A 25,738-nucleotide genomic window follows, 5' to 3' on the forward strand; every position below is an offset into this window, starting at 1 on the left:
CGCTCGTGGACGCGCTGACCTTCCTCGTCCGCAGGCTCGGCGCGACCGTCCTGCTGCTGGTGATCGTGTCGTTCCTCATCTACAGTCTGCTCGCGCTCAGCCCCGGTGACCCGGTGCGGATGCTGCTCGGCACCCGCCCGGCGTCGCCGGAGCTGCTGGCGAGCATCCGCGCCGAATACCACCTGGACGCGCCGTTCCTGACCCGGTACGGGGACTGGCTCGGCGCGGTGGTGCGGGGCGATCTCGGCCGGTCGATCCAGTCGCACGAGGCCGTCACGGCGCTCATGGGCCAGCGGCTCGGCGTGACTGTCCAATTGGGACTGGTCAGCTTCGTGCTGGTGCTGCTGATCGGGCTGCCCGCCGGCATGCTCGCCGGGACCCGGCCCGGTTCGGCCACCGACCGCGCGGTGACGCTGGCCGCGCTGGCAGGCATGAGGGCGCCGGTGTTCGTGGTCGGCCTGGTGCTGCTGTACGTGCTGGGCCTGGCGACCGGCCTGTTCCCGATCTTCGGAGCGGGCGGCGCGGGCCTGGACCGGCTGTGGCATCTGACGCTACCCGCGGTCACCCTCGCAGTCGCGCAGATCGCGGTGGTGACCCGGCAGACCCGCGCCGCCGCGATGGGTGTGATGGCCAAGGACTTCGTGAGCTTCGCCCGCTCACGCGGCCTGCCGGGCAGCCGGATCTGGCGGACCTACGCGCTGCGGAATTCGGCGCTTCCGGTGGTGACCTCGGCGGGGATGGTCCTGGCCTACTCCCTGTCCGGCACGGTGCTCGTGGAGAACATCTTCGGCCTGCCCGGGCTCGGCTCACTGCTGGTCACCTCCGTCGGCACCAAGGACATTCCGGTCGTACAGGGCCTGACGCTGGTCACCGCGACCGTCGTGATCGTGGTCAACCTGCTCGTGGACCTGTGTTACCTCGCCCTCGATCCCCGCGTCCGGCACGCCGGAGGTGTCCGATGAACGCGGGGGCGAACACGATGGTGGGTGCCCACCGGATCCCGGCGTCGACCTTGACCAGCGCGATGATCCTGGGGCTGCTGCTGATCGCGGCCGTACTGGGGCCGTGGCTGGCACCGCAGGATCCCGGGGCGCAGCACCTGGCCGACGCCGCGCTCGGCCCCGGCGCGGACCACTGGCTCGGCACCGACGGCCTCGGCCGGGACGTCTTCTCGCGGCTCCTCGACGGCACCCGGCACGCGCTGACGGGCCCGTTGATCGTCGCCGCCTGCACCGTGGTGCTCGCGACGGCGGTCGGCCTGCTCGCCGGGTTCGCCGGCGGCTGGGTCGACGCGCTCGTCATGCGCGCGATCGACCTGATCTACGCGGTCCCGCCGCTGCTCGTGGCGATCGTGGTGGTGGGCGTGCTCGGCGGTTCGTACCCGGTCACGGTCGGCGTCCTCGTCGTACTGACCGCGCCCGCCGACATCCGGATGGTCCGCAGCGCGGTCCTCGCCCAGCGAGGACTGCCCTACGTGGAAGCCGCCGTGACACTCGGCGTCGGCCGAAGCCGTGTAATGGGCCGTCATCTGCTGCCGAACGTGCTGCCGACGGTGCTGACCAACGGACTCCTCGACTTCGTCACCGCGCTCGTCGCCCTGTCGGCGCTGGCGTTCCTCGGGCTCGGCGTCCAGCCCGGCACCCCGGACTGGGGCCTGATGCTGGCGGAGAACAAGGACATCCTCGACCTCAACCCCGCCGCGACGATCGTGCCCGCCGCGCTGATCACCCTGGCCGCGGCGTCGGTCACGGTGCTCGGCGACGGGCTCTACGACCGTCTCGCCCACAGGGAGGCCCGATGACCGGCGGCAAAACGCTGCTGCGCGTGCGGAATCTGACGGTCACGCACGATTCCGGCGGCGGACCGCGCACCCTGGTGCGGGAGGTCGGCTTCGACGTCGCGCCGGGTGAAGCCGTGTGCCTCGTCGGCGAATCCGGCTCCGGCAAGTCGATGACGGCGAAGGCGCTCATCTCGCTGCTGCCGCCGTCGGTCCGCGCGGACGGCTCGGCAGTGTTGTCGGGAAACGAATTGTCGGGAACCGAGTTGTCAGGAAACGAACTGTCGGGAACCGAGCTGATCGGGGCGGACGAGAGCACTCTTCGCGGCCTGCGCGGCCGCGAGCTCGCCCTGCTCATGCAGGACCCGTTCACCATGCTCAACCCGGTGCTCACGATCGGCACCCATCTCGCGGAAAGCCTTGCCGTGCACGGAAACCAGCGTACGTTGCGGGCCGAGATCCAGCGCAGGCTGGACGAGGTCGGGATCACCGACCCCGCGGTGGCCGCGAAGTACCCGTTCCAGCTCTCCGGCGGGATGCTGCAACGGGTCGCGCTCGCCGCCGCGCTGGCGAAGGATCCTGCGCTGCTGATCGCCGACGAGCCGACGACCGCGCTCGACGTCACCACCCAGAGCGAGATCCTGGCGCTGCTGAAGGGAATCCAGCGCACCCGGCGGATGGGGCTGGTGTTCATCACGCATGATCTCCGCGTTGCGATGTCGGTCAGCGAGCGCGTCCTCGTGATGTACGCGGGCTCGCTGGTGGAACGCTCGCCCGCCACGACGATCACTGCGGCGCCCGCCCACCCGTACACCGCCGGGCTGCTGCGCTCGGTGCCCTCGGCCCACGTCCGGACCCGTGAACTGGCCGGTATCCCCGGTTCCGTTCCGCACGCCGACGACGTCGCCGATCGCTGCCCGTTCGCCGACCGCTGTTCCTGGGCCGAACCGGACTGCACGGCCGACGCGCCCGCGCTGACCGAGCGCGCGCCCGGCCGGTTCACCGCCTGTATCGCCTTTCCGCGCATCGCCGACGAACTGGCGGCGACCGTCGCTGAGTCCGAAGTGGACGGACCGGACCGGCAACCGGACGGCGCGACCGTCCTGCAGGTGACGGGACTGCGGAAATCGTTCTACAGCGGACGATCCAAACGGCACGGAATCGAGGTGCTGCACGGGGTCGACCTCACGCTGCGCGCCGGCTCCAGTCTCGGCGTACTCGGCGAATCGGGTTCCGGCAAGACCACCTTGGCTCGCTGCCTGCTCGGGCTGATCGAACCGACCGAGGGGATCATCGAACTCGGGGGCGTCGACGTCACGTCCTATCGGCGGTTGGGCCGCCGCGACCGGGTCGCCGCGCGACGCGCCGTCCAATGTGTCTTCCAGGACCCGTACTCCTCGCTCAACCCGGCCCTGTCCGTCGGTTCGACGCTCGCCGAAGCCGTCCGGCGACGGGAAGAGGTCCCGGCCGACGTGCCCGCCGAGGTCCGGGAGCTGCTGCGCGCGGTCGGGCTTCCCGAGGAGTTCGCCGCACGCAAGCCTGCCGCGCTTTCGGGCGGGCAGCGGCAGCGGGTCGCCATCGCCCGGGCGCTGGCGGTGCGGCCCAAGCTCATCGTCTGCGACGAACCGGTGGCCGCGCTCGACGTGTCGGTGCAGGCGCAGATCCTCGGCCTGCTGCGGGAACTGACGAGGCAGACCGGGACCAGCCTGTTGTTCATCACCCACGACCTCGCGGTGGCCCGGCAGATCACCGACGACGTCCTCGTGCTCTACCGCGGCGACGTCGTCGAGCACGGACCGACCGCGCGGGTACTCGACACGCCGGTCCACGCCTACACCCGCGAGCTGATCGGCTCGCTTCCGAAGTCGTTCCCAGGCCCGAAAAAACCAGCCGGAGTTCGTAGTTCGGCACAGTCGAGCCCCGGGGAACACGCCGTAGGCTGCGAAGACGACCAGTGCTCTCGCGCAGTGAAGGAGGCTCACGGATGACCATCGACACCGCGGCATTGACGCTGGTGGCCGAGACCGCGGCGAACGAGCTGGGCATCGTCGGGGACGACGGGAAGGCCTCCCACTTCCTCAACGGTGCTTTCGCCACGCCCCGTGTCGGGGCGGCCGCGTGAGCGCCGCCGCGAACGGCGGCCAGCCGTGCGACGTCGTTTTCACCGGCGCCAGGGTGATCGACCCCGAGACCGGCCTCGACGGCGTCCGCGACGTCGGCGTCACCGGCGGGACGATCACCGCGGTTTCGGACACCCCAATGGCCGGGCGCCGGACGATCGACGTCTCCGGGATGGTGCTCGCTCCCGGGTTCATCGACCTGCACAGCCACGCGCAGTCGAGGACCGGGCTGCTGCTGCAGGCCATGGACGGGGTGACCACCGCACTCGAACTGGAGGCGGGCGCCGCTTCGGTATCGGCCGCGCTCGCCGACGCCGAACAGGACGGGCGGCCGGTCAACTACGGCTTCTCGGCTTCGTGGCTGCTGTCGCGGATGATGCTGTTCGACGACGCGCCGCTGGCCGACCCGATGACGATGTTCGGCTCGAACCACGACCGTCCACTGTGGAAGGCGCCGGCGAGCGGACGGGACGTGGACCGGCTGCTCGACCACGTCGCCGGCGAGGTCGACAGCGGCGGAATCGGGATCGGCGTGCTCGTCGGGTACGCACCGGAAACCGGCACCGCCGAGTACTTCGCGCTCGCCCGCCGGGCCGAGGACCTGGGCACGCCGACCTTCACCCACACCCGCTACATCTCGACGTTGGAACCCCATACGTCGTTGGAAGCAGCGTTGGAGGTCATCGCCGCTTCGGCGGGCACAGGCGCACACATGCACATGTGCCACATCAACAGCACGTCGAACCGGATGATCGACGAGATCGCCGAAGCGATCGCCCGCGCGCAGGCCACTGGCGTCAAGGTCACCACCGAGGCGTATCCGTACGGCTCCGGTTCGACCGTGATCGGCGCCGACTTCCTCGCCCCGGAGAAACTGCCACGGATGGGCGTCACCCCGGACCGGCTGCGCTACCTCCCGACCGGAGAGATCGTCGCGGACGCGGAACGCCTGGCCGAGCTGCGAGCCAACGACCCCGGCGGCGCCGCGGTGATCCAGTGGGCCGACGAAACCCTCGAAGCGGACCGGGAGTTGCTGCTGCGGTCGCTGCTGTTCCCGGACACCGCGATCGCCTCCGACGCCACGCCCCTCGTCGCACCGGGCGGTGCGCCGGTGCTGCACGACTGGCCGGTGCCGGACGCGTCGCTGACCCACCCGCGCAGCACCGGCTGCTACGGGCGGACCTTCGGCTGGCTGGTCCGCGAGCTGGGTGTGCTGTCGCTGCCCGAAGCCGTCCACCGATGCACGCTGGTCCCGGCACGGATCCTGGAGGAAGCCGTGCCGTCGATGCGCCGCAAGGCCCGCGTCCAGCCGGGCGCCGACGCCGACCTCGTCGTCTTCGATCCGCGGACGTTCGCCGAGCAGGGCGACTACCTCGTCGTCGCGCCCTCCACCGGAGTCCGGCACCTGCTGGTCGGCGGGCAGTTCGTCATCGCCGACGGGAAACTCGACACCGCCTCCACCGCGGGCCGGCCGATCCGAAGTGGACAGCGCTGAGGTGTGCGGCGCTGAAGTGGACAGCACCGCAGTCGACAGCACCGCAGTGGACAGCGCTGAGGGACAGTGAGGAGAACCATGGGTACCCGGGAAGACACGATCGCCGAAATCCAGGCCGAGGCCGCGCGGGTCGGCGTACGGGTCTGGCTGCACGCCCAGTCCGTCGGCGGCGGCCCCGAGCTGGGGATCGGCGCCGAGGATCCGGTCGTCACCGCGTCGGTGTTCAAGGTGCCGGTGGCGGTGGAGCTGGCTCGGCAGGCTGCCGCGGGAGCGATCGACCTCGCCGAGCAGGTCACCGTGCGGCCGGGCGAAGGGCCTCCGTCGCCGTACGGGCTCGCCACGTTTCCGCACGAAACGACGTTGTCCTGGGACGCGCTGGCCGGATTGATGATCAGCGTCAGCGACAACGTCGCCACCGACATCGTGCTCGGCAAGGTGACCAAGAAGTCGGTGAAGACACTCCTCACGGCGCTTCAGCTGCCGGGAACAGCGGTCCCCGCCAACTGTGCCGAGCTGCTGCACACTGTCGTCGAAGATCTCGGCATCGACTACGAGGACGACGAGCGTGCGCTGAGTGACCTGTCGGCCGAGCAGCTTTCGTGCCTGCGCGCGCTGGACCCCGCGCAAACCTGCCGTTCCACACCGGCGGAGACGACGCGGCTGCTCGCGATGATCTGGCGCGATGAGGCGGCGTCGCCGGCGGCCTGCGCCGACGTCCGGCGCTGGCTGGGCGGGCAGGTGTGGCCTCATCGGCTGCGGTCCGGGTTCATTGGCGACGACGTCCGCGTCTCCGGCAAGACCGGTACCCTGCCGACGGTCCGCAACGAGGTCGGCGTGGTCGAATTCGACGGTGGCGGCCGCTACGCGGTCGCGGTCTTCACCCGTGCCGTGGATGCGCGTTCGCAGGTTCCCGCTCGTGACGCGTTCATCGGCTACGCCGGGGCGAAGGCCGTGGAATGGTTGCGCGGCAACGGGTCCGCGTGATGTCCAGCCGTCGCTGCACCGCCGTCGATCGATGACGCCCTCCAGCCCATGGAGCAGAGCCACTCGCCTGCTGTGCCTTGGCGGATGCGGCAAGGATGCCGGTTGCGTTGGTGGCCGCCGTCGTTCCCGTGGCCGACAGGTGTCAAGCGACTGTGCGGGGTTCATGGAATGGTTTCGGGCGATGGACGAATCTGCGTCCTGTCGGTGTGACGATCGTATAGCTCCCGTCCTCGTGGGGGATGTGATGCCAGCCGGGTTCGTTCTTGACTTTGTGGTGGAAACCGCAGCGGCCGCCGAGGTTGTCTACGCTGGTTTCGCCGTTCTTGGCATGCCAGTCCTCGACGTGGTCGAGTTCGGCGAACTGGGCCGGACGATGACAGCCCGGCGTGCCGCATTCGCGGTCACGAACCCGGATGAAGCTGTCCAGGTCGGCCGGCGGCCGGTACTTGTGGCGCCCGACCGACAGGAGCTGGCCGGTGTCGGGGTCGGTGATCAACCGTTTCCAGGCCGACGACGGCTCGGCGGCGATCTGCCGGGCCAGCCACGCCGGGACCGGCCCGTATCCGGCCACCTCGGCGGGCTCGTTGTTCAACCCGGCCAAGGTCAGCAGATCGACATAGACATGGACATCCGCCCGCACACTCGCGTCCCCGCCTCGGGCGGCCAAGAGCCGCTCGGCGAACACGTCGGCGCGTAACTGCTCGGTGGTGCGTTCCTCACCCGGCAGACGGCGCAACTGCCGGGCGGCACGATCGACTGAGGAATAGATCGCACTGGCCTGCTCGACCGGCAGCTTCGCGGTGAGGCTGCTCATGGTCTCGTCCTCGTGGTGCAGCCGCACCTGCCGGGTCCGTCGCCGGGCACGGGCGCGACGCTCGTATCCGTCAGGGTCCACGGTCAGGACGACCCCGTTCACCGACCGCCGCAGCGTACTGGAGTTCTTCCCGGCCAGCCGGTGCACGATGATCTCGTCCACCCGCCGCGCCGACTCATCCGACAGCGCCGTCGTCGCCTCGGCCACCTTCGACGCCTTCAGCTCATCGAGCTCACCCTCCTCCATCGCCGCCAACGTGCACGGCAGGCGACGCACCAACGCCTCGGCGAGAGACAGCTTCCGCTCTGCCTGCCGCACAGTGAGACCAGCAGCGAGCGCGAGCTCCGCGGTGGCCGATCTTCGCGACCCGACACACTCGGAATACCGCTCCAGCGCACGTAACTGGCGCGCCTGCGACCGGCACATCTCCTTTCCTATACCGCAATACTCGGACAAAGCCGCACCGGCGCCGGCGGCGTCGAGCGGGGACTGGGAAACAGCGGAATTGGACACGCATTCGACAGTACCTCGAACACGCGTGCGAGCACATCACTCACACGAGCGAACTTGACCGACACTGTCCACAAGAGATAGAAGCAACCGGAATACGTTGACACATAAGGCAATTGAGCGTTCCGAGACAACATGAACCGGCATTCTGCTTACCTGTCGCCGCGAAAAGAAGCACGAACTCGGACCGGCAAGGATGACCACTCGCTCCGGGTCTGGTAAACGTGATTGAAGGAGAGCGCCGGCCTCCGCCTCACAGCGAAGCCATACCTGGAACCCCGGCACACCAACGACATCGGAGACTGAATGTGGAACTCACGCACGCGAACGGAGAACTCGCGCGGAAGACGGGTGGACTCGTCGGAGCGGTGCCTCCCCGGCCAAGGGATATAGCCGAGGAGACACCGCGAGCCTCAGAGCTTCGGTGCGGCACGGCCACCGAAGTGGACGTACGGAGTTCCGTCGGCGAGCCGGTAGAACAACACGGGCGTCCACTGCCGCTCACCGGGCATGCGCGCCAGGTATCGGTTTTCCGAATCGGGAAGCAGATCCAGCACCATCGGTTCGGCGGCCCCCAGCTCGGCCATCGCACCGGTCTGGGTCACGCGCATCCGCACCGCGGCGTCCTCTTCGAACACGTCGAGCCGGACGCCTGCCCGTTCGTACACGCCGGTGACGCTCGCGGCGTCCACGGACGCCGGAACATCGGGTTTCCCGAAGGGCGGGGACATCTCCACGTCCACGAGGTCGCGGAAGATCTCGCGGTACAAGGCGTTGTAGAGGTCGCGCGCGGGCCCGCCGTTGGTCAGCAGGCACACCGCGAGATCCCGCTCCGGCAGGATCCGCAGGCACGCGATCTGACCGATCGTCCCGCCGTCGTGGCCGACGATCTCGTGGCCCTGCCAGTGGTGCCGGAACCAGCCGAGCCCCCACGAGTCCGCCAGGCCCACCCCTTCCGGCAAAGTGACCTGGTTCCGCCGCATGTCGGCGGTGAGCGCCTCCGAGAGCACGCGGGTGCCGTCGGCCGCCAATCCCCCGCGCAGGTGCATCCGGGCGAACTCGAGGACTTCCCGCGCACTGGCGCTGATGGTCCCCGCGGGGCCGGAGGAACGTGGGATCTCCCAGCGCGGCGCGGGTACCGGCACACCGTCCTTACCGTTCACGTGCCCCAGCGCGGCGTTGTGCAGCAACGCCTCCTCGGGCAGGGTCACGGTCGCCGTCAGCCCGAGCGGGCGGAACAGCAGCTCGCGCATGGCTTCGTCCCAGACCAGCCCGGTGACCCGTTCGATCATCCGGCCGGCCAGCACGAACCCGGAGTTGCAGTACGACCAGGTCGCGTCGATCGGGTGATTCTGGGCGACCTCGGCGAGGCCGGCGACGTACCGTTCGACGCAGTCGTCGCCCCGGCCGGTGTCGGTGAAGACGTCCCCGTCGATCCCGCTGGTGTGGGTCAGCAGATGGCGCAGCGTGACCCGCTTCGTCACCTCCGGGTCGGTGAGCACCAGATCGGGCAGCACGTCGACGACCGGCGCGTCCAGGCTCAGCTTGCCCTCGTCCACCAGCCGCATGGCGACAGTCGCCGTGTACACCTTCGAGATCGAGCCGATCTGGAAGATCGAGTCAGGGGTCGCGGGCACCTCGGTGCGCTTGTTCACCACCCCGTACGCGGCTTCGGCGGTCTCTTCGCCGAAGTGGATCGCCAGCGACGCCCCGACAATCCCGTGTTCCTCGGCGAGCAGATCCAGCCGCCGCTGCCAGTACGCCTGATCCAGGGGCACCGCGGCGGACACCGCCCCGTCCCGCGCGGCGGTACGGGTGTGCCGCACGACCCAGTCGACGACGCGCCGGTTGTAGTCGGCTCGGTGCGAGGGCCTTCCGTTGAGGATGAACAGATGCGACGCGCCCGGGTAGAGCACGAGCTCCGCGGGGACGTCGCGCGCACGCAGCGCGCCGAACCACTGTTCGGCCTGACCGACCGGGCACCGCTCGTCCGCCTCGCCGTGCAGCACGAGCGTCGGGCTGGTGACCTTGCCGACCTGCGCGATCGGCGACAGCGCGGCGAACCGCGCGGGGTCGTCCCAGAATGTCCCCCCAATTTCGGACCGGAACAACATCGATCCGGCGTCGGATGTGCCGGCCATGCTCACCAGGTCGCTGACGACGCCGCCTGCCACGACGGCGGCGAAGCGGCCGGTGCGGGTCGGCAGCCAGCAGGCCATGTAGCCGCCGTAGCTGTAACCGCACAACGCCAGGCGCTTCGGGTCCGCGGTCCCGTCGGCGACCAACTGGTCCACCGGCTCGAGGAAGTCGCGTTCGTCCGCCTCACCCCACGCTCCCACCGCGCCGCGCAGGAAGTCTTCACCGTAGCCGTCGCTGGCTCGCGGGTTGAGCAGCAGCACCGCCCAGCCGCGCGCGGCCAGCACCTGGTGGTACAGGTGCGCCGGGTCGCGCACCGGGCTCCACGCGTTGTGCGGTCCACCATGCACGTCCACCAGCAACGGGAGCGGCCCGATCGCCGCGGGGTCGCGCACCAGCCAGCCGTGCACCTCGCCGCCGTCGGAGACAGCGAACGTGCGCTCCACCGGAGTGAACAACTCGACGTCGCCGAACGCCTCCGCGGTGTGCGACGTGAGGGGTGTGAGCTCCCCGGACGCCGGGTCCAGGAGCGAGATCTCCCCCGCCGAGTCCACTGTGGACACCACAACCGCCGCGACGCCGGCCGAGCCCGCCACGGAAAGCCCGGACACGACGCGGTTCCCGTCGATCAGCTTCCTCGTCCCCGCGGCACCGGTAGTGTAAAGCTGTGTGCAGCCGCGATCCCTGGCGCAGAACAAGATGTCCTCCGCCCAGGGCTGCGGGAGCGCGCCCGGGTAGCCACCCGCACCGGGCATGACATTGCGGTCGAGCCCTGTGGTCAGGTACTCGAGATCCCCGGTGTCCGGATCGACCCGCGCGAGCCGGGCGTTGCGCACCTCGGTGTCGGGCGCGCAGACGAGCAGGATGTCCGCGCCCGCCCAGTTCACCGCGCTCACCGTGCCGCCAGGTGGCCCGATCCGCCGGGGTTCGGCCTCGTCGTCCGAGAGGCGCAGCACGTACGCCGAAGACTCGCCGCTGAGATCCGCGTCGGCCGCGAGCCCGCTGCCGTAGACCAGTTTCCCACCGTCCGGCGACCACGCCGGAGTGCTCGCGTGGAAGTCACCGCTCGTCACCTGCTTCACCGAGCGGTCGCCGAGGTCGAGGACGAAGACGTGCTGCCGGACTTCACGCAGCCGCCCCGCGCCGTCGAGCTTGTGGAACAGGCGATCCTGCGTGAGCGGCGCAGCTGCCCGCGCATCTCGCGCCTGCTCGGTCTCGCCGGACGTCGCGGCCAGGTCGACCGGAGCGGAGAACGCGATCCGCTTGCCGTCGGGGCTCCACACCGGCGTACCGGCACCCAGCGGCAATTCGGTCAGCCGTTCGGGTTCACCGCCGTCCAGCCGGAGCCGCCACAACTGCTGAGGACCGTCCTGCGCCCGCAGGAACGCGACGCTGGTGCCGTCCGGAGAGAAGCGCGGGCCGCTGTCGGCGCGTCCGGTGGTCAGCTCGCGCGGCGCCTCGCCAGACGTCGTGGCCAGCCAGAGCCGGTCGACGTTCTCGTCGGCGTCGGCATCGACCGTGCGCAGGACGTACACGACCCGGGTGCCATCAGGAGAGATCGTGGGATCCGACGGCACCGCGAACCGGGCAAGGTCGGACAGGGCGGGTCGGCGAAGCTCGGCCATGAGTTCTCCCTAGCTGAGGCGGGGTCCCGGCGCACAGGGCCGAAGCGGCTGCGTCGGCGCCCGGCGATTCACCATCCCGAGCGTAGGAATGCCGCGCACGGCCCACCTCGTCGATTCGCCCGAAAGGCGGCTGCCCGGATTGTGTGCTCCACCAACCGATGTCAGCGGCGGTCCTTGAGTATCCGGCCTTCCCGCAGCACGAGCACGACCCGCGACCGGTCGCCGAAGATCGCGGGCTCGGCCAGCGGATCGCCTTCGAACGCGACGAGGTCGGCGAGCTTGCCCGGCTCGATCGTGCCGACCTCTTGGCCGATACCGAGGATCTCCGCGTTGTCGCGGGTCGCCGACACCAGGACGGCCATCGCGGGCTCGACCTTCGCACGCAGCACCAGTTCGGAACCACGCGCGCCCTGGCCGGGGCCGAAGAGGTCCGAGCCGAGCCCCACGCGCACGCCGGCGGCCCGCGAGGCGAGCAGCCCCGCGATCTGGCCGTCGCGCACGGAGCCGAGCCGCGCGGCGATGTCGGCCGACAAGCCGGTCGACTCGGCGTCCGACGCCAGCTTCTCCACCACGCTCAACGTCGGCACGTGCGCGACCCCTTCGGCGGCCATCAGGGCCGCGGTCTCCTCGTCGATCTCCGACCCGTGCTCGACACACTTCGCGCCGGCGCGCACCGCGTTCCGCAGGCCCGCGTTGTTGTGCGCGTGCACGGTCACGTACGTGCCCCGGGCCGCTGCCTCCCCAACCGCCGCCGCGATCTCCTCGACGCTGAACTGGGTATCGCTCAGCTTGTCGTGCCGGGACACGACACCGCCGGTGACGCAGAGCTTCAGGAACGTGGCGCCGCGCCGGAACGCCTCGCGGGCGTTGCGGCGCATCGAATCCGGGCCGTCGCACAGCAGTGAAAGACCGCAGAGGCCGGGCACATCGCGTTCGGACCACAGCTTCACCGGCTCCCAGTCCGCGGCGAAGTGCCCGTGCCCGCCGGTCTGGCACAGCACCGGGCCACACGGCAGGATCCGGGGGCCGCGGACCCTGCCCCGCTCGACGGCGCGCACCAGCCCGCCGTCGATCCCGCCGGTGTCCCGGACGGTGGTGAACCCGGCGTCCAGCGTCTGCCCGCAGCTGTCGAAGATGTCGGCCGCGAGTTCGGCGACCGACAGCTCGTACCGAAGACTGGCGTCGACCGGGCTGGACAGCCCGAGGTGCACGTGCGCGTCGATGAGCCCTGGGGTGAGCGTCAACCCGGTGCAGTCGAGGACTCCCGACCGGGCAGGCCGGTCACCTCCGACCCGGGTGATCCGGCCGTTCTCGACCAGAACGCCCGTGCCGGGCAGGGGATCCCGCCCGGTGCCGTCGACGACGACCGCACCGTCCAGCCACAGAGCCGAGTCCATCGCATCTCCTCTTCGCGTACGCACGCCGACACTCCCGGTTCCGAGATTGCCAGCGCCGAGCCGGATCGTCGACCCCACTGTGCACAGTGGACAGTGGGCGGCTACCCGGCGAGCGTGGCGCGGAGGTGGTCGAGCAGCGCTCGCGCGGCGGGTCCGGCCGGCCCGGCCGCACGCCAGGCGAGCGCGATGCGCCCGCGGAGCGCGGGTTCACGGATCTCGAGGACGTGCAGGTCCGCGGGTTCGCTGGCTTCGAACGCCACCTTCGCCGAGAAGCCCGCCGCGGCGCAGGCTTCGTCGACGGTGGCTCGCGCGCCGATGCTGTGCTAAAAGCTGATCGGTGGCCGGGGCGACGACCGCGGCGTCCAGCGCACCGGACCGCAGGGTCGCCAGCAGGTGAGCCGAATCCGACTCGGTGAGCGTGACCGTGACGGCTAGGTGGTCGCGCCGCCGGGCGCTGCTCATGTCCGAGATTTCGCAACTGCTCACCCAGCGTTCTCGCCGGTCGCGACGTGCGGGACATCGCCGAGCGTGCGGCAGGACTCGCGCCGCACGAAAAGGCAGGCGCCGAGCCCGGCGATCGTCATGACGTGGTATCCGCGTGCACGTCAGCGCGTACTAACAGGTCACGGACACCTTGGCGCTCGGCGAAAACGACACGTGGACGTGGTCGTAGTGGTTGGCGGTGGTGCCGCCGCGGTCCTCCATCATCGACCAGCCGCTGCCGTCGTTGTAGCGCTGCCGCCAGATCACGTACGTGACGCCGAACGCCTTCTGGTTGGCCAGGACGTATTCCGCGAGCTGGTTGCCGGTGGCGGTGTCCACCATGAAGTCGAGGGCGAGCCCGAGAGGATGCTCACCACCGCCGCCGCGCCCGTTCGCGCCGCCGACGGTCTTGACGCCGAACTTCGCCTTGACGTGGTTACCGACCTGCGCGACGTGGGGCTTGGTCCCGGCGAGTGTGGTCGAGCACGACGCGGGTTCGGGCGTCGCGGAGGTCTTGGGGGTGGCCGTGGTGGGCGGTGGCGGAGGCGACGACGTCGTGCTCGTGGGCGTCGCGCTCGTGGTGGGCGGGGGCGGTGCCGTGCTCGAAGCGGAGCTGGTCGGGGGCGGCGGTGCCTGCAGGGCGAGCGCGGCGCCGCCGGGCTGCACCGCGGGGGCGCTGCCGGTGGTCAGCCAGACCGTCGCGGGCAGTGCCGCGGCGACGGCGGCCGCCAGACCGGCGGGCAGTCTCCAGGAAGTGCTCTTCTGCTTGCGATGTCGTCCGGACATTTTCGATCACTCACCAATTCGGGGCCGAAGCTCGCGCAACATTACGAAACGGACACGGCGATGTCACGCCAGAGTGTCGTCGGCCACAGTTAACACTGAGCAGCCACGTCGTCACCGGGTTGCCCCTGGTCAGCGGCGGGGACGACCATGACAGGAAGCGATCGGCGGGGAGGCGGATCCGGCCATGGACATCACGGTGGCGGGCAGCGGTGACGCGTTCGGCTCCGGAGGGCGGTTTCAGACGTGTATCGCGCTCGCGGATACGAATTCCACCGCGCACACCCTGGTCGACTGCGGATCCACCAGTCTCGTGGCGATGCGGCGCAGGCGGATCGCCACGAACGCCATCGAGACGGTACTGATCAGCCACCTGCACGCGGACCACTTCGGCGGACTTCCGTTCCTCGTTCTCGACGGCCAGTTCCGCCGGCGCACCCGCGATCTGACCGTCGTCGGGCCGCCCGGCACCCGCGAACGGCTCACGGCCGCGATGGAGGTCTGCTACCCCGGCTCGAGCGAGGTCGAGCGCCGGTTCTCGGTGCACGTGGCGGAGCACGACGACCGGACTCCGTTCCGGACCGAGCGCTTCACGGCGACACCGTTCGAGGTGCGGCACGCGTCCGGGGCGCCCGCGTACGCCCTCCGCGTCGAGGACGCCGAAAGCGGCGCCGTCATGGCGTATTCCGGGGACACCGAGTGGACCGACGCGCTTCTCGACGCCTCGGCGGGCGCCGACGTCTTCCTCTGCGAGGGATACACGCCCACCCCGGTGCGCTGGCATCTCGACCTGGGCACGCTCGCCGAGCATCGCCGGCGCCTCACCTGCCGCCGTCTGGTGCTCACCCATCTCTCGCCCACCGCGCTCGCGGCGGATCTGAGCGCGTGGGAGGTCGCCGACGACGGCATGGTGCTGACCACCTGAGCCGGGCCCGCCCCCGCGGGCCCGGCCCGGCGCGGCCGTCATTCGCGGCACGTCCTGCCCTTGTTGATGCACGCCACGACGCGGTTCATGATGCTCTGGGACATCACGTTGGCGAAGTCGTCGTGATCCGAGGCGGGGTTGTGCTTCTCCTCGGGGAAAGAGTCCACTTTGTACTGACGATTCCGCTGGACGTCCGGCGGGATGTCGTAGGTCAGCGTCACCCGCAGCTGCGGCACCGCCTTGAACCCCCGTTTGCAGCGCCCGTCGCGGCCGGGGAAGACGATGTGGTCGCGATGGTTGGCCGAGTCGATCCGCTTGCCGTCCCAGCAGCTCGGGAAGTCGTGGATCCGCTCGACCCGGCTGCCTCGCGGGCAGATCGGGTACTTGCCGATCACCACGCGGTTCTCGAACCCGGTGCAGGTCCACGAGTCCCGGGCGTTCTTCGGGCCGTTGGTGGTCACCTTCGCGTCGCCGTAGAGCACCCGCAGGAAACGCGGCATCGCGGTGACCCGGCCCGCCGGGCTGCCCCGGAAGGTCAGCGCGACGGTCGCGGGCCGCTGGATCTCGCCGTCATTGCCGTCGAGGTCGAGATTGTCGTTCTCCTCCCCCAGTGTCTGGCCACTGCTCGTCCCGGCACCCTCGGCCTGCGCGGTGTCGCTGTTGTCGGCGCCATCGCCGAGTCCCTGCCGGTTGGCCTGGTCCTTCAGCGCACAGGGAGCCAGGCGGCCGAGGTCCTGCGGCTGCCGGCCGATCGCGGCGGCGATCCGGTCGATGACCGCTTTCCGGTGCGCGGCAAGGGGTTCGAGGATGGCGGTGCGGACGAACTCCGAGCCGCCCTGGCCCCGCGCCGCCTCCAGTCGCTGGTTGGCCTCGTCGGTCCGCTGGTCGAGGTCGTCGAGGTTCGCGGTGATCTCCTGCTGTGCCTGATCGGGGATCTCGTCCGGCAGTTCGCTGGCGACGTCGGGGCAGTCGACGCGGGGGGCGGTCTTGTCCTTGCCGTCCCTGGCCTGCTGATCACGTCGCTGCCGTTTCTCCTCCCCCGCGGGCGAGTTCTTCCCGCCGTCCTCGCGATCGATCCGGACGACGGGCCAGAAGTACGCCGACTTGTCCCCGTTCCTGCAGGTGGTCCCGGCCTTCAGCAGGCTTTTGTTGCTGGAATCGGCGTTGGTGGAAAGATTCCCGACGTAGTCGTGCAGATGCTGGGCCCCGTTCTTGACGCCCGGCTGCGCGATGAAGTTGTCGGGGTTGAAATGGCCGTTCTCGTTCTTTCCGCAGTCCACCGTGAAGGTGCCTCGGGAAGCGCTTTCCCGCTGGTTCGGACCGTTGACGTTCGGCCGGACCTTCGTGATGTCCACGAAGAACGAGCCGTCCACGGCGTCGGCACTGGCGTCGCCGGGTTTGCCGACCGTCGTGACGGTCACCAGCGTCGCGCCGACCAGGACGGGCAGGGCGATCGCCGCGGTCACGAACTTCGCGCGGCGGGATACCCGATGCCGCCCGTTGCGTTGCGCCATCGACTTCGTCACCTCACTATTCATGAAAACCAAAAAAGGGCAGGGGTCATCGATGGAACAACCAGCTTCGGCTTTCTCACCTCGTCCGATCGAAAAAGGATTCCGTCCCGGATCCGGGGGTGACGTGGCAGCGGAATTCGTGCGACATCGCTGGTTGATACGAGCACGCGGGCGCCGTGGTTCACCCGCGACGCCGCCGTTACCGTTTCGTTATCTTCACAGAGGGGCCGCCGCCAGGGCGACCGCTCGATCCGTCCAGCGCGAGTCCAGCGGGATCGAGCGCCACCCGGCGGCGACGTCGTAGCGGCCGGTCAGCAGCGGGCGAGCATGGCCGTGAGCGCGCTCTTCTCCGCCGAGGTGATGGTGAGCTGCCACTTGTGCTTGACGTGCGTCCACATTTTCGCGTAGGTGCACCAGTACGACACGAGCGGCGGTTTCCATTCGTCGGGAGTCTTGTCCCCTTTTTCCCGGTTCACGTAGTTCGTCACCGCGATCAGCTGCGGGCCCGTCAGGTCGTTGGCGAACGCACGCCGTTTCGCCGTCGTCCAGGACGCCGCTCCGGTCCGCCACGCGTCGGCGAGCGGGACGAGGTGGTCGATGTCGATGTCGGAAGGGGAATCCCAGGTCTCGCCGTCGTACGGGCTGCGCCAGCTGCCCGATATCGGACGGCAGTCCTCGTCGACGGTCACGTCCGTGCCGTCGCGCTTCAGGACGACTTCGCGGGTATTGCAGTCGTCCCCCTGGTCGATCCAGTGCGGGAACTTCGTCCGGGAGTATCCGTCCATCGAGCCGTCTTCCGCGACGCGGAGCGCGGTGAGTTCGGCCTTGGCCGTCGGCGCGTCGGGGATGTTCGGCGGGGTCGCACTCGCATAACCGGTGACCCCGATGACACCGGCAAGTGCGGCAAGTAACGCGAAAATGAACAGGCGGAGTATTCTGGCGACATTCACGGTGTTCTCCTGACAGTTCCGTGACGCAGGACAGAATTGCCGTGCCGGTTCATTTTCGCCATTCGCGGACGCGGGTGTCGATCCGCCGTTCGGGACGGCCGCGGTGGTGCAGGCTCACCCGCCCGGCGTCAGCCCCAGACGAGCGCGGCGGTTTCCACGACGCGTTCGAGCTTCGCCTTCTGTTCGTCGAGTGTCAGGTCGTTGCCCTCCTCGGTCGAGGAGAACCCGCATTGCGGGGACAGGCACAGCTGGTCGAGGTCGACATACCGCGCGGCCTCGTCGATCCGCCGTCGCAGGGAGTCGACACTCTCCAGCTCGCCCCGCTTGGTCGTGACGAGCCCGAGCACGACGTATTTTCCAGGGGGCACCAAACGCAGCGGCTCGAACCCGCCGGAGCGCTCATCGTCGAATTCGAGGAAATAGCCGTCGACGTCGAGTTCGGAGAACAACGCGTCCGCGACGAAGTCGTAGCCGCCCTCCGCGACCCACGAGGACCGGAAGTTGCCCCGGCACAGGTGGGTCGTCACCCGCAGCCCGGCCGGCCTGCCGCGCAGCGCGGCGTTCATGGTCGCGATGTTCCGTACGTGCTGCTTGTCCGGGTCACCGCCCATGCGCGCGACCATCGCACGCTGCCCGGGGTCGTTCAGGTAGGCGAGGCTGGTGTCGTCGAGCTGCAGGTAGGTGCAGCCCAGAGCGGCCAGACCGGCGATCTCCTCGGCGTACGCCTTCGCGAGATCCTCGTAGAACTCCTCGAGATCCGGGTACACCGACTCGTCGACGGCGGCCCGCCCACCGCGGTAGTAGACCATGCTGGGCGACGGGATCGTCTGCTTCGGCGTCACCGATGGGTCCACAATGGACTTCAGGAACGTGAAGTGCTCGCCGAAGACGACGTCGTCGAGACCGATCTTTCCGGTGACCTCGAGCCCTGCCGGGGTGAATTCGACGTCGCCGTCCGCGTTGTGGAAGGTGACGTGGAGCTTCCGTTCGCTCCTGCCGATCCCGCGCAGCCGATGGATGAAGTCCATGTGCCAGGAAGACCGGCGGAACTCGCCGTCGGTGGCCGAGCGCAGCCCCGCCGCGCGCTGCAGCGCGACGACGTCCCGGATCGCCGCGTCCTCGGCCGTTCCGAGCTCTTCCCCGCTGATCAGCGACTTCGCGAAGTCGTCCCGCGCTCGCCGCAGGGCCGGTGGCCGCAGCAGGCTGCCCACGTGGTCGGCACGGAACGGCGGTGTCACGCGCGGAGTCATACGTCCCATGGTGGGTGATCACCCCGGGGGAAGGCAAGCCCGCCCCTCACCCGGCATCCACCGCCTCGCGAAAACGTACCGGAAACAATTCCGGTATTCGTGCCCTCGCGAATGCGGAATCATTTTCCCTTGCCCATGCGGCGCCACGGCGACGACAGAGCCGCACCGGCCGGGTTCCCCGCGCGCAGTCGGGAAGTGCGTGGAAACCAGCCGTTACTCCGGATGTCCGACCCGTATGCTCCACCGGACCACGCCGGGTCCGAATTTCCGGTGAACACTGTAACAAAACCGCGAAACCCGAAGCGAATCGGGGGCGACAACGATCCGGTTAGCCCACCGGATCCCTCCCTTGCGGCCGTACGAGTGCGTTCGATAAAGGTTGACCATTTGACCACTCCCCACCACTCGAACGGCGGTGACGATCCTTCAACACACCGGGGTATAAACATGCCGTTCACATCTCGCGCGCACTTCAAGGATGGGAAAGGGATGATTTCGTGCGTTCGGTCAGGAAAGTGACCACGCAGGCGGCCATACCGTCCACGGGATCGCCTCTTCCGCCCGTCCCTCCCGGCGGCCGCGAGCTGCTCCGGTAGCGCCCGCGACCGCCCGGCTCGCGCACCGCGCGAACGTGATCGAGGTCGAAGAGTGCTCGTACCTCCGGGTGCCACCCGCCCCGCGAAGTCAGGACTTTCGCCTCTGCTTGCCGCCCTCGGTTCACGTTGTAGTTCTCACGACCTGACACCAAGGGGACCACATGGACCACGTCACGACGCTGGTAGTGGACGATCAGCCGCTGATCAGATACGCGCTCCGCCTGCTGCTCGAGAACTCCGCCGAAGTACGGGCGGTCACCGAAGCGGGCAGCGAAACCGAAGCGCTGCGGCAATGCGAGCGAACCCATCCGCGGATGGTCATCACCGAACTGTCGATCTCGGGCGAGCCCGCGGGCGCGGGAATCTGCCAGTTCGCCAAGGAACGCCTCGACAACGCGGCCGTGCTGGTGTTCTCCGGCGACTCCTCGCCCGCCGCCGTCGCCACCGCGCTGAACGCGGGCGCCGACAGCTTCGTGCACAAATCGGCCGACCGGAACCTGTTGATGGAGGCGGTCCGCTCGACACTGGCCGGGCAGCGCGCCTGGGTGCTGGGCACCGAACCGACCGGCGCGGTCGGCGAGGCCACGCAGCACACCGGCACGACGCTGACCGGCCGGGAGGAGGAGGTGCTGGCGCTCGTGCTCTGCCGGTGGTCCAACGACGAGATCGCCGGCGAACTGCACCTCGCCAGGCAGACCGTGAAGAACTACGTCAGCCGGATATTGCAGAAACTGGGCTACGGCAGCCGCAAGGAACTGTTCAAGTCATTCGATTTCACCGGCGGGACCTCACCTGTCGGCGAATCGGAGGACACCGTGACGGCCGCTCGGAACAACTGAATCGCGGCCTCGTACCGCGAGTACTCGATCATCACAAGACTGGGTACCCGGCGCATCCTGTGCGCCGGGTACACCATTTCTATCCTGGATTTCGTGATCATTTCAACGTTGATCAGGGAAAGAAAAGGAACACCGGACCCACGGGCCGGGCGAGGTGCCGCCGGGGAGGCGGACCGCGCGGCGGCCGAGATCCGCAGTCTGCTCGCCGAACGCCGGATCGCCAAGGGCTGGTCCCAATGCGACCTCGCCCACGAGCTGTTCACGTTGTCCGGCAACGGCAGCGTCACGCGCGAAGACGTCTCCCGCTGGGAGCGCGGCAAGCGGATCCCCGGGCCGTACTGGCGGCACTGGCTCAGTGACGTGCTGGACATGCCCTGCCACGACCTCGACGCCGCGGCGTCCGTGGCACGGGAACACCGGCGCGCCCGCCGCGATTGAGGGCAATGGGCGGGAGCGAAAGGGTCCCCGGAAAACTGGCCCCTTATGATTCCCGCCCATCCCGGCGACAATGGAATAAGCCGGGAAGACCCCGGTGAAGAAAATCCCCCGACGAAATACATCCCACCCTTTCCAGGAAAGGACAATTGGCATGCGTCGACTGTTGAGCGGTTCGGCCGCGCTGGCGATTCTGGCGACGACGTTCCTCGGTGGCGGCGCCGCGAGCGCCACCGAGGGCACCTCGCCCGAAGCCCAGCCCACCGCCTCCACGACCGTGGTGATCAACGAGATCTCGACCCGCGGCCAGAACGGCCTGCAGGACCAGTTCGTCGAGCTCCGCAACGTGTCGCCGCGCGTGGTGGACCTGACCGGCTACGTGCTCCGGATCTACGGGCCGTCGAACAACCTGATCGACACCATCGCGCTGCCCGCGGGCCTGCAGCTGCAGCCGCGCGACAACCTGGGCCAGTACGCGGTACTGGTCGCGAAGAACTTCTCGGGCACGATCCAGGACCAGACCAACGTCGTGCCGTTCAACCTCATGGGTGACCAGGCCATCCCGTCGACCGGCGGCGTGGCGCTGCTCAACCAGACGGGTGTGAAGGTCGACGGCATCGGATTCAGCATGGCCGTCACCTCCGCGCGCGAAGGCCAGCCCGCGGTGCCGGAGAGCCAGACGACCGAGCAGAAGAACGTGGCGAACGCCCGCGACGTCCTCAGCACGGACACCGACAACAACCGCGTCGACTTCTCGCTGCACCAGCGCACCCCCGGCGCCGACAACTGATCGCTGACACCTGACGCAAGGGAGACAACGGGCCCGAGCCGCCACCGTGGCGGCTCGGGCCCTTCTTTGTGACTCGTTTTCGTGGCGCTGTGTCGCCAACGGCGACAGGCCGCCACTGAGAGTCATGTTCTTCGGCATACCGGTGGCTCATCCTCGACAGCACTCACCCGCGGCAGCCGCGTCCGGCGGTCCCGCCGCGGCAGCCGAGGAGAGTGATGCCGATGTTCACCCGCTCCCGTTCCGCGCACCGGCGGTACCTCCGCGCGCCGACGACACTGGCGGCCGCGACCGTGCTCGTCCTTTCCCCTGGCACGGCGATCGCCAGGGCGGTCCCCGCTCCCGGCGATCCCGCCGCGCGGCCCGGCCACGCCGAGACACACCGGGTCACCCTGCTCACCGGCGACGTGGTCGTCTACGAGGAGGACACCGCCGGCCACCGTACCGCCCGTGTCGAGCCCGCCGCGCGGCTCGACCAGCCGCCGCCCACCTTCCAGATCACGACCACCGCCGACGGCCTCGAGGTCTACCCCTCCGACGCGCTCCCGTTCGTCGGCCGCGGGCAGCTCGGCCGGGATCTGTTCAACGTCACGGCGCTCGTGCGGGACGGCCGCGACGACGCGTCCAGCGCGACGATCCCGGTCATCACCGGATATGGCGACCCGGCGCCACTGTCGGCCACCGCGCTGGAAAACCGGGCGCGACCACTCCCCCAGACCGAGCGGCACCTTCCGCTCACGACGCTCAACAGCGTCGGGATGCAGGTGCGCAAAACCGGAACGGCCGAGTTCTGGCGCTCCCTCGCCACCCACGATGCCCGGGGTGAACCCGCGCTACAGCAAGGAATTTCCCGGGTCGTGGCGGACAAGCGGGTCCACGTGTCCCAGGACAGGGGCACCAGCGGGACCGCGCAGATCGGCGCGCCGGTGGCGTGGCAGTCCGGGCTGACCGGGGCCGGGACCACGATCGCCGTCGTGGACACCGGGCTCGACGAGAACCACCCCGACCTGAAGGGCAAGACGGTCGCCGCCGCGGACTTCAGCGGGGAGGGCGACACCGTGGACCGGCACGGCCACGGCACGCACGTCGCCTCGATCGCCGCCGGGACCGGCGCTGCCTCCGGCGGGCGGTTCAAGGGGGTGGCACCGGACGCCAAGCTGATGGTGGCGAAGGTGTTCGGCGCCGACGGTCAGGGCGACACCGCCCAGGTCGTCGCTGGCGTCGACTGGGCGGTGGCCCAGGGCGCGAAGATCGTCAACCTCAGCCTCGGCGCCGGGGTCACCGACGGCACCGACCCGCTGAGCCAGGAGATCGACAAGCTTTCGGCCAAGTCCGGGACCTTGTTCGTGGTCGCGGCGGGCAACGCGGGCTCCGGCGACCGGACGATCACCAGTCCCGGCGCCGCGACCTCCGCGCTGACCGTGGGCGCGGTGGACGGCAAGAACGCGCTCGCCTCGTTCAGCAGCCGGGGCCCGCGTCTCGGCGACGCGCTCGTGAAGCCCGAGATCACCGCGCCCGGCGTGGACATCACGGCCGCCCGCGCGGCGGGCACGAGCATGGGCGACCCGGTCGACGCCGACTACACCAGCGCTTCGGGCACCTCCATGGCCACGCCGTACGTCACCGGGAGCGCCGCTATCCTGCTCCAGCAACACCCGGGCCTGTCCGGTGAGACGCTCAAGAACCTCGTGGTGACCACCGCCAAGGACGCCGGGCTGCGCTGGTACGAGCAGGGCGCCGGGGTGGTCGACGTCGGCAAGGCCGTCACCCGCACGGTGATCGGCCCCGCGGTGACGAGTTTCGGCCGCACCGAACGGGACCAGCGGGCGACGGCTCCGGTCACGCGTGAACTGACCTATGCCAACAGCGGGGACCAGCCGCTCGCGCTGGAACTCGGCCTGTCCGCGCGCGCGTGGGACGGCAAGACCGCCGCCGACGGGATCAAGCTGGACACGACGTCGGTGACGATTCCGCCGAAGAGCACGAAAACCGTGCACCTGACCGACTATCCCGACACCGGCCCGGCCGGGGTCTACGGCGGGACGGTGGTGGCCACGACCGCCGACAAGGCCACGGCGGTGCGCACCCCGATCAGCACCTACAACGCCGCCCAGCTGTACCCGGTGACCCTGCGGATGTTCGATTCCACCGGTGGCCCCGCACAACTCGCCTCGGCGGAACTGATCGACGACTCCGCGGGCGCGGCGACCCGCAACGACCCGTTCCAGGACCAGATCAGCCGCCGCGCCGACCTGGTGAACGGCGTGGCCAGGTTCTCGGTGCCCGCCGGGACCTACTCGGCGCTGGGCTGGACGTACGAACGCGGGCCGAAGGTGCGCCAGTGGTCCGCGCTGAGCGCGTCCGAACTCCGCGTGCCCACGACGTCGGAAATCCGGTTGAGCGCCGTCGACACCGTACCCGTGCGACTCGTGACCCCTGCCCCGACCGATCAGCGCGACCGCACGGTGATGTTACGTCGCGTGATCCCGCCGGGTCCGGGAACGGCCGACTACATCGGCGAGTCCGGTTTCGTGGCGAGCAGCGGTGACTTCGACGTCCACGTGACCCCGGTCGCGGGTACCGCGCGCGGGTCGATTTCGTTGCAGGACACCGCGACGCTGGCCCAGTCCGCCGTCGAACTGACGGCCGACGGCCTCCGATCGGGCGCCTTGACCACCGCCTACGACGTGCCGACGCTGACCGCGAAGTGGCCGGGTGACCGGTCACTGCCGGTCGTCTTCGGCGAGGCGGGCAGGCCCGAGGACCTCGCCAAACTGGACGTCAAGGGCAAGGCGGTGCTGGCCAGGATCCCCGTGTCGTCCGACGACCCGGACGTGCCGGGGACGCTGGCGGCGGGCGCGGTGGTGGCGGCCAAGGCCGCCGCCGGCGCGGGCGCTGCCGCGCTGCTCCCCTACCCCGGCCTGCCGGGAGCGCTGGCGATCCCCGGCCTCACCAGTTCGGCCCTGCCCACCCTCTCACCGGACTGGGAGCAGGGAGAATCCTTGCGCACCACCGGTTCCGTCTCGCTGCACCTGCGGGTCCGGGCCACCCCGGACGCGATGTACAACCTGAGCTACCTCGATCCCAACGGGGTGTCGAAGGATCACATCCGGCAGGTGGACCCGAAGACGCTGGTCGCGACGAAGACGTCGTACCACGCCGACCGGCCCGGCCTGAGCGGGCAGAAGACCTGGTACCCGTTCCCGGAAGGGCTCTGGAAGACCCAACCGGTGCAGGGCACGCAGATCCCGGTGCCGGGCACCTGGACCGAGTACACCGGCCCCGCCGACGAGCGGATGGTCTGGAAGCGCGTCGTGACCCTGTCCGGGACGGACAAGACGGCCAAGCGCGCGTCGCTGGCGATGAACCAGCAGGACGTCTACCGGCCCGGCGAGCGGACCCGGCCCGACGAGCACTGGTTCGGCGCGGCGCTGCGGAACACCGCCGTCGAACTGCAGCCCGACCATCCCGCGCGCTATCCGGCGACCGCCGCCGGGTGGCAGGTGGCCTGCTCGCTGTGCCGGGGCGGCGACGATCCCGACCTGTTCGTGCCCGCCATGCAGTGGGTCGACGGGCTCGGCGGGGCCGGGCACTTCACCAGCCCGTACGAGAACGCCCGGTACTTCGCGACCTCGACGACGCGGCTTTACCGGGACGGGACCGAAATCCCGCAGTCCAACAAGGACGATCCGCTCGCGCTGGTCCCGCTGTTCCGGCTGGCGCCCGAAAAGGCGACGTACCGGCTGGACGTGACGGATGTGCTGTCCCCGAAGGCGGAAATCGGCGCGCCGAGCACGACGTTGTTCCAGTACGGCACGCGGACGGACACCTCGTGGACGTTCACCTCGGCCCGCTCGGCATCGCCGGTGCCGGTGGGATTCGCCTGCTACCCGGCGGGCACGGCGTGTTCGTTCCAGCCGCTGATCCAGCTGGACTACCGGCTGCCGCTCGACGTCACCAACCGCGCCCTCACCGGTACCGCGTTCACGTTCGACGTGGCCGCGGCGGGACACAGCGGGTCACGGGGCGGTCCGGTGACCGGGTTGAAGATCTCGTCGTCGGCCGACGGCGGGAAGACGTGGACGGAGGCGGCGGCGAAGCCACGCGGGAACGGGGTGTGGTCGGTGACCGTCACCCATCCCGCGTCGCCCGGCGCCGACGGAGCCGTCTGGCTCCGCGCCGAAGCCCGTGACGCGTCCGGGAACACCGTGACGCAGACCGTTCAGCGAGCCTACGGCCTGACCGCTCCGTTGGCGGCCGTGTCCTCCCGCGCTCGCTGAGCATCCGGCCGCGCGGGGCCGGGGAAACCCGGCAGGGT

General features: G+C 69.7%; 19 protein-coding genes. 11 read left to right on the forward strand and 8 right to left on the reverse strand.

Going from position 1 to position 25,738, the window contains the following annotated elements; genetic code table 11:
- Positions 1–5: 5 nt before the first annotated feature.
- From ACFW0G_RS33200 to ACFW0G_RS33225, 6 genes are all read left to right on the forward strand, one after another.
- On the forward strand, positions 6–962 hold the full coding sequence (locus ACFW0G_RS33200; protein ID WP_378329410.1) for an ABC transporter permease: 957 nt from the start codon (positions 6–8) through the stop codon (positions 960–962).
- Positions 959–1,801, forward strand: a complete 843-nt coding sequence (locus ACFW0G_RS33205; protein ID WP_378329411.1) for an ABC transporter permease — start codon at positions 959–961, stop codon at positions 1,799–1,801. The genes ACFW0G_RS33200 and ACFW0G_RS33205 overlap by 4 nt, the downstream gene beginning before the upstream one ends.
- Entirely contained in the window at positions 1,798–3,765 is a 1,968-nt protein-coding gene (locus tag ACFW0G_RS33210) for a dipeptide ABC transporter ATP-binding protein (protein ID WP_378329412.1), read from the forward strand. Before ACFW0G_RS33205 ends, ACFW0G_RS33210 begins: the two co-directional genes overlap by 4 nt.
- Entirely contained in the window at positions 3,762–3,899 is a 138-nt protein-coding gene (locus tag ACFW0G_RS33215; protein WP_378329413.1) for a hypothetical protein, read from the forward strand. The genes ACFW0G_RS33210 and ACFW0G_RS33215 overlap by 4 nt, the downstream gene beginning before the upstream one ends.
- Positions 3,896–5,392: an amidohydrolase family protein gene (locus ACFW0G_RS33220; RefSeq protein WP_378329414.1), complete on the forward strand. Its 1,497-nt coding sequence runs from the start codon at positions 3,896–3,898 to the stop codon at positions 5,390–5,392. Before ACFW0G_RS33215 ends, ACFW0G_RS33220 begins: the two co-directional genes overlap by 4 nt.
- 78 nt (positions 5,393–5,470) lie before the next feature.
- Positions 5,471–6,376 carry a serine hydrolase gene (locus ACFW0G_RS33225; protein WP_378329415.1) on the forward strand — a complete coding sequence of 302 codons (906 nt, stop codon included), beginning with the start codon at positions 5,471–5,473 and terminating at the stop codon, positions 6,374–6,376.
- A 142-nt stretch (positions 6,377–6,518) separates the two neighbouring features.
- Here ACFW0G_RS33225 and ACFW0G_RS33230 read toward each other — a convergent pair whose 3' ends face one another.
- From ACFW0G_RS33230 to ACFW0G_RS33250, 5 genes are all read right to left on the reverse strand, one after another.
- The gene (locus ACFW0G_RS33230) at positions 6,519–7,703 is read right to left on the reverse strand and encodes a DUF222 domain-containing protein (protein WP_378329416.1); all 1,185 of its coding nucleotides are present in this window, start codon (positions 7,701–7,703) and stop codon (positions 6,519–6,521) included.
- A 410-nt stretch (positions 7,704–8,113) separates the two neighbouring features.
- Entirely contained in the window at positions 8,114–11,461 is a 3,348-nt protein-coding gene (locus tag ACFW0G_RS33235; protein WP_378329417.1) for a serine hydrolase, read from the reverse strand.
- Between the two features lie 161 nt (positions 11,462–11,622).
- Positions 11,623–12,858, reverse strand: coding sequence for an amidohydrolase family protein (locus ACFW0G_RS33240; protein ID WP_378329418.1), 1,236 nt, complete (start codon positions 12,856–12,858; stop codon positions 11,623–11,625).
- 101 nt (positions 12,859–12,959) lie between these two features.
- Positions 12,960–13,118, reverse strand: a complete 159-nt coding sequence (locus tag ACFW0G_RS33245; RefSeq protein ID WP_378329419.1) for a hypothetical protein — start codon at positions 13,116–13,118, stop codon at positions 12,960–12,962.
- A gap of 355 nt (positions 13,119–13,473) precedes the next feature.
- Entirely contained in the window at positions 13,474–14,127 is a 654-nt protein-coding gene (locus ACFW0G_RS33250) for a hypothetical protein (RefSeq protein WP_378329420.1), read from the reverse strand.
- A 184-nt stretch (positions 14,128–14,311) separates the two neighbouring features.
- On the opposite strand from ACFW0G_RS33250, the gene ACFW0G_RS33255 reads away from it, so the two are divergent.
- Positions 14,312–15,049 (forward strand): MBL fold metallo-hydrolase, encoded by a 738-nt coding sequence (locus ACFW0G_RS33255; protein WP_378329421.1) that lies wholly within the window; start codon positions 14,312–14,314, stop codon positions 15,047–15,049.
- Positions 15,050–15,087: 38 nt separating this feature from the next.
- On the opposite strand, the gene ACFW0G_RS33260 is transcribed toward ACFW0G_RS33255, so the two are convergent.
- From ACFW0G_RS33260 to ACFW0G_RS33270, 3 genes are all read right to left on the reverse strand, one after another.
- Positions 15,088–16,563 (reverse strand): DUF1996 domain-containing protein, encoded by a 1,476-nt coding sequence (locus tag ACFW0G_RS33260; protein WP_378329430.1) that lies wholly within the window; start codon positions 16,561–16,563, stop codon positions 15,088–15,090.
- 311 nt (positions 16,564–16,874) lie between these two features.
- A complete protein-coding gene (locus ACFW0G_RS33265; RefSeq protein ID WP_378329422.1) occupies positions 16,875–17,513 on the reverse strand; it encodes an HNH endonuclease family protein in 639 nt (212 codons plus the stop codon).
- A 128-nt stretch (positions 17,514–17,641) separates the two neighbouring features.
- Positions 17,642–18,763 (reverse strand): 5-methyltetrahydropteroyltriglutamate--homocysteine S-methyltransferase, encoded by a 1,122-nt coding sequence (locus tag ACFW0G_RS33270; RefSeq protein WP_378329423.1) that lies wholly within the window; start codon positions 18,761–18,763, stop codon positions 17,642–17,644.
- 757 nt (positions 18,764–19,520) lie between these two features.
- On the opposite strand from ACFW0G_RS33270, the gene ACFW0G_RS33275 reads away from it, so the two are divergent.
- The 4 genes from ACFW0G_RS33275 (at position 19,521) to ACFW0G_RS33290 (ending at position 25,700) form a co-directional block, all read left to right on the forward strand.
- Complete coding sequence (locus tag ACFW0G_RS33275) at positions 19,521–20,198, forward strand: response regulator (RefSeq protein ID WP_378329425.1); 678 nt, start codon at positions 19,521–19,523, stop codon at positions 20,196–20,198.
- 93 nt (positions 20,199–20,291) lie between these two features.
- Positions 20,292–20,636 (forward strand): helix-turn-helix transcriptional regulator, encoded by a 345-nt coding sequence (locus ACFW0G_RS33280; RefSeq protein WP_378329426.1) that lies wholly within the window; start codon positions 20,292–20,294, stop codon positions 20,634–20,636.
- A 151-nt stretch (positions 20,637–20,787) separates the two neighbouring features.
- On the forward strand, positions 20,788–21,423 hold the full coding sequence (locus tag ACFW0G_RS33285; RefSeq protein ID WP_378329427.1) for a lamin tail domain-containing protein: 636 nt from the start codon (positions 20,788–20,790) through the stop codon (positions 21,421–21,423).
- A 215-nt stretch (positions 21,424–21,638) separates the two neighbouring features.
- Complete coding sequence (locus ACFW0G_RS33290) at positions 21,639–25,700, forward strand: S8 family serine peptidase (protein ID WP_378329428.1); 4,062 nt, start codon at positions 21,639–21,641, stop codon at positions 25,698–25,700.
- The last annotated feature ends 38 nt before the right edge of the window (positions 25,701–25,738 follow it).

This window comes from Amycolatopsis sp. NPDC058986 (assembly GCF_042741125.1).
In the GTDB taxonomy this organism is placed as follows: Bacteria; Actinomycetota; Actinomycetes; order Mycobacteriales; family Pseudonocardiaceae; genus Amycolatopsis.